The sequence below is a fragment of the Stieleria sp. genome (assembly GCF_041595215.1).
Lineage (GTDB): Bacteria > Planctomycetota > Planctomycetia > Pirellulales > Pirellulaceae > Stieleria > Stieleria magnilauensis.
The window spans coordinates 1-5,488 of the sequence record NZ_JBFHKV010000552.1; the positions used below are offsets into that span (position 1 = coordinate 1).

A 5,488-nucleotide genomic window follows, 5' to 3' on the forward strand; every position below is an offset into this window, starting at 1 on the left:
CAAGTGCTTTTCAAAGCGACGCCATTTTTCCACCGAGGATCGGTACATCGGTTGACGCACCTGCCACTTACTCGGCGTGTGCACGGCGCGATCGTTGGAATGAAATTGAAGACAGGCGTCGTCCCACTGCAATCCACAATGACGGATCAATTCGCGGCTGTGGGTCTCCGGATCCGCAACCAGCGACTCGTAGTCGCTGGTGTGAATTTTGATCGGCAAGACACGTTCCCAGTGCGCCATCAACCGTCGGTAGTTGCGATGATAATGGACCAGTTGATCCAGGTCGCAAAACGGGGCATTCAGGTTTTGGCAATAACATGACACGAACACATCCATCGGATTGCGGCGGCAGTGAATCACCGTCGCACCGGGAAACAGCGTTGCGATCAATCCGAGATGCATGAAATTGGTCGGCATCTTGTCGGTGACATGTCGCTCCCCGGTGCGGAATCGATCCAAGTGTTCCAGGTACAGAGCGGCATGTTGATTCAGCTCACTCGGATCCATGGCTCCCAACAACTCCGGGTAGCGACTCCACGCCGCCTGATGAACGGTTGCCGGAGAATGCAACCGCGACATCTCCTGCCGAATTTGGTTGATGTGATTCAACTCCCCCGCACCGGCGATGTCGGGATGGCTGCTCAGGATCTGTTCGGTCAGCGTCGTGCCCGAACGCGGCATCCCGACAATAAAGATCGGTGTTCGGCTCGGATTGCCCGCCCCATGCATGGAACGAAAAAAATCTGCCGTGTAGTGCCGTGTCGCATGTTGGGTGAAGGCTTCAAACCAAGGTTCGTCCGCCGACGACACGGACGGCACCGCTGCCGCTCTTGCTGTCGGTGTCGCTCTCGTCTTGCCCGGCCTGTTGGCAGGCATGGACTTCAATCGATTCGCCCGATCGTAGTGTTTCCAAGCCCGATCGAAATCGCCGATGTCGTCGTACACCTTGGCGATCGCAAAGTTCAGGTAAACCTGTTTCTGTCTCGCCTGGCCGACTTCGCGGAGCTGCTGTTCCAATTGCTCCAGGTAACGTCGCGTCGGACCGCCGGGTCGGAAACGTTTCGCGCGTGCATAGCGAAAATGGGCTTCGGCCCGTTGCGGATCCAAGCGGATCGATTGTTCGAATTGCCCGAGCGCGAGTTCGATTTCTCCGAAATCGACATTGGCGCTGGCCAGATAGTTGAACGCTTTGGCCGACGTCGGGTCCAAATCCACGGCCCTCTGGAATGAGATCCTGGCGGCCGAATGGTCCAACAACTGTTGTTGCAGACGCCCTTGCATCAACAAGCTTTGGCTGGTGGGTGCGGCCGCATTGACGATCCGATAACACTCCAATGCCTCCTGCCGCAACCTGTGCTGTGCCAGATACATTCGTTTTCGCCCCAGCATGACGGCCCGCCGATCCAACAGACGGGCGAGGGCAAAATTCAGCTTCGGCGAACGGCGATCGCGTATCAGTGAAACACGCAGGGTATGGATCGCGTCCTTGAGTTGACGCTGGCGGGCGTGCAATCGTGAAAGCGCGAGCGCCGAGTCATGTCCGCCATCGTCAAACAAGATGCCGCGTTCATAATACTCCGCGGCCTGCTCATCCTGGTCGTCGCTCTCGGCAATCTGCCCCAACCATTTCCAACAGTCGGGCTGGTTCGGATCCAGACGAACCGCCTGGTCAAAGGCATGCCTCGCTCGGCCGGCGTCTTGACGAATCAACCAGGCATATCCGGCAAGCCGATTTCCGACGGGATCGCGCGCGAAGGTCTCGCTATCTCTCTGCAACAACTCCAGCGTCTTTGCGGTTTGCCGATGCACCAGCGACGAAGCCGCCACGACATGCAGGGCTTGCATGTCCAGTGCGTTGCTGGAAAGCCGCTGTTGTGACCGTTGAATGATCACTTCGTTGGACAGCCGAGCCGATTGACCGGCGCGATTGCAGACTGACTCCAGCACCTCGTTCAGAACGTCGCGGTCGACTTCAATCGCAGGACGGGGTGGTGACAGGGTGTTGAGATACATACCGGTGATGTTGACGCGTTAATCGTGACACTGCGTTCTCGAACACCGATTCGAGAACCTTGCGAACCCAGACAAACTTCCTCCGCGGCGTGATCAAGTCATCACCCCGCCTAGGTGGCTTGACTAAGGTCCCGTGTAGTAATACTCGTAGTAGTAATACTCTGACCCAGATTCGTAATACCCCTCGTCGTACGCACCACTATTATAGTAATAGGGATCGTAATTTGGATCATCCGCCGGATCGACGATGTCATCGTCTTGGTCGTCGGAGATGCCATCGGCCGTCAACGCAAAGCTGACGTTGGTGACGGGCGCGGTCCCGACCGCAATGGCGGTGAAGCGAAGGATGTATTCGCCCTGCTGCAACCAGGCCAACGTGCTGCGGGTGACCCCGGCATGCGCGACCGCCACCATCTTGATTTCTCGGGTGTGGGCATCGTAGACCGTCAACCGGACGGCCTGATCGGCGTCTGCGCTGGCGGCATTCAAATCGAATCGATAGAGCCGCGTTTTTCCAGCCGTCCAACGAATGAATTTATCCGACTCGCCCGTCAAATCGCCGCTAGCCAGATCATTCATCTGTGCATGCGGGGACTCAAATTCTGCGATCGCCACATAGTTGCCTGCGTCGACCGTTGAGTTGGGGTCGACGCTGACTTTGACATAGTAATCTTGCGACGCCTCGGGCTGCGCGACTTCGACGGTGAAGGTCCCGTCACCGCGCAGCCTGGCGTTGGCTCCGACGGCTTGCCCCTGCGCATCCACCACACTCAATCGCACGTCGGGCCGAACCGCTCCGACGCCCGCGACATGCACCACCAAGCGTCCCTCGATCGTCGCAGGTGAAGTGATTTTGAAGTAGTCGACGTCCGCTGAGGATGATACCGAAGACTGGATTTCATAACGCTTCGTTTCGGGTGTTTCGCTCGGAACCGGTTCGATCGCGCTGGCCAGATGGTCGTCCAATCCGAGTTCATCGTCGATCAGATCGAAATTGGCGAACAACGTGTCCGGCCCCGAATCGTAGGCACCCGGATGAAGATCGCCGGCGCGCTCCAATGCGCTGCGATAATCGACTTCGATCCAATAGTCACCGACGGCATAGACATCACTTGCATCGACGGCGGAGACACGCAGATAGAGTTCGTCGAGGTTGGCGATGCCGGTGATCGTCAGTTCGTTATCGTTTTCGAATACCGAAACGGCACTGGATTGATCGATCACCTGTCCGACGGAATCGAGCACCTCCAAGCGTGACTGCAACAGGCTGACGCCGGAGGCACGCACACGGACGGTCACAGAATCCGTGCCGGCAATCGGAACAATCTTGTAGTAATCGACGTCGGTACCGGCGGACAAACTGCCGCGTGATCGGATCACTTCGGTCTGGTGGTCCAGCCCGACCGGCGTCGGAATCAGCGAGGCGACTTGCAGGGTGCCGTTGTCGATTTGCTCGTACGGGTCACTCCGCTGTCCGTACAGAGCCGTGATCGACGCAATGTCCTCAGCAGCCAACACGCCCTTGGGCACGGTGTATTGCCGGAACATGATGGACCAATCCAGCAAGTTGTCGTCTAGCCCCAGAGTGTTTCCGGTTTCGTGCAATAACAGGCTAAACAGATCACGATCTCCCTCAGCCAGGGTCGCCGGGTCGGGACCCTGGTTGTCGGCCCAATCGTGAAACGTGAACTGCTCGTTTGAGTTGAGCACCAGGTCACCCGAGTAGGTTCCGGCGACAGCTTGAAAGGGAATCGAATTGGCGATCAGACCTTCTTGCGGGAACGCACCGATTCGAAATTCGCCGAAGCGAGGATCGCCGACGAGCATTCCCGGTGCCCCGAAGGCGTTGTTGAAATCGTTGCGCAGCCCGACGTTGATGTCGGCGTGCACCGCCCAAGTCTGGTAGGCGCGGAGCGCCAGTTCCTGCCATTGGCCACGCTGGGCGACGGTGTCCAACAAGGCGTTGATGTCGTTTTGTTGGCTGCCGATCTGCACGCCGTCGGCCGGAAAGCTGACGGTCAGATCGCGTTGGTTGGGCCACACGTTTCCGAAGACGGCCAACATACGGCGGTCTTCGAGGGTCTGGAGAGAAGCGGCGGAAACAGTCCGGCCGCGGATGACACGTTTCATGTCAATCGAATCCTGGTTGAAGGAGAGTGTCAGCGGGTTAATAAAGCTTGAATGTCAACAGGAATCTGTTCGTCGTCGGCGACTCGAGGATGGCGACGCTTGTCACGCCGCGACGTTTCCAAGAACCGTTCAATGACGCGAAATTCTTCGTGATCGCGGATCGATGCCAGGTCCGGATCGTCTCCGATGTTATCGGGCTCATATCCTTGAGCGACCGCTTTGGCCAGCAGAGTGACCGCCCTGCGTTGATTGAACGCTTTACCGATCAAGGCATGAACACAGGCTGCCTGATAAAGCGTTCTCGCGGAGTTCGGATCCTCCATCGCGATCTTCGTATCTGCCAAGGCCTCTTGCGTGCGGCCGAGACGAACCAGCGAGAGCGCCCGGTCGATCCTGGCGACCTCGTTGTTGGGTTGCATTTCGATTACCTTTCCGTATGCCTCGATGGCTTCTTCATGGCGTCCAAGTTGGACCGCCAGAACCTGAGCGATCAGACGCTGCAGCGCCGGTCGATCGGGATCCAATTGGTGCGCCAACTGGAGATCGACGAGCGCGGCCTCTGGGTCGGTTTTGAATCTCGCGCTGGCCCGATACGAAAGCTCATTAGGATCGTCGCAGGGGACTGACATCGCGGTCAAGAAATCGGCTTCTGCCAGATCTGGCTGACCGAGAGCACGATACGTCTTCGCTCGCTTCAACAGCGTCCAAATGCGATTCGGCGACAACTCCAAAGACCGGTTGAAGCATTCCAACGCTTGTTCGTAACGCTGATTGGCATGGTGCAACAATCCGAGTTGCGACCAAGCACCGACACTTTCCGGATCCAGCTCGATCGCTTTGCGGTAGTCTCGTTCGGCGTTGGCGTCTTCACGCAAATCGAAGTGACAGCGTCCCCTCAATTCACGCAATCTCGCCGAGCCCGGCGCGCGTTCGATCGATTGCGTGAAAGAAAGTTTGGCGTCTTCAACGCGTCCGGCGGCGAATTGGGCTCGCCCCAGCATCGTCCATCGCAACGCCGGCGGTACACTGTTCCGATCCGCCAGTGCGGCCAGCAAGTCGCTGGCGCCCTGGTGATCGTAGCCGGCCAGCAACCGCACCGCTTCCAGATACAGCTGCGAATCCGCTCGGGCCGGCGTGTCCTCGGCAATCTTCTGCAACACCTGGTATCGCTCGTCGTTGCCGGCCAATCGAACCCGCTCGGCTTCCAGAAACAAACTCGCCCGGCTCGGCTTACCGTCTTCCACCGCCTTGGCTGCTTCGATCAGACGATCCAAACGTGCGAAGTCGGTGGACGCTTCTGGGTCAGAAATTCGCAACTGGTCGAGACGCTGTATCTCCAGAATCG

At 58.1% G+C, this 5,488-nt stretch carries 3 protein-coding genes; all 3 read right to left on the minus strand.

Features of this window, described 5'->3' with window-relative positions:
• The coding region (locus tag ABX749_RS19835) for a sulfotransferase (protein WP_372897498.1) at nucleotides 1–2,013 on the minus strand (2,013 nt) is incomplete at its 3' end.
• A 123-nt stretch (nucleotides 2,014–2,136) separates the two neighbouring features.
• Complete coding sequence (locus ABX749_RS19840) at nucleotides 2,137–4,143, minus strand: matrixin family metalloprotease (protein ID WP_372897499.1); 2,007 nt, start codon at nucleotides 4,141–4,143, stop codon at nucleotides 2,137–2,139.
• 29 nt (nucleotides 4,144–4,172) lie between these two features.
• On the minus strand, nucleotides 4,173–5,488 hold a 1,316-nt coding region (locus ABX749_RS19845), incomplete at its 5' end, for a tetratricopeptide repeat protein (RefSeq protein WP_372897500.1).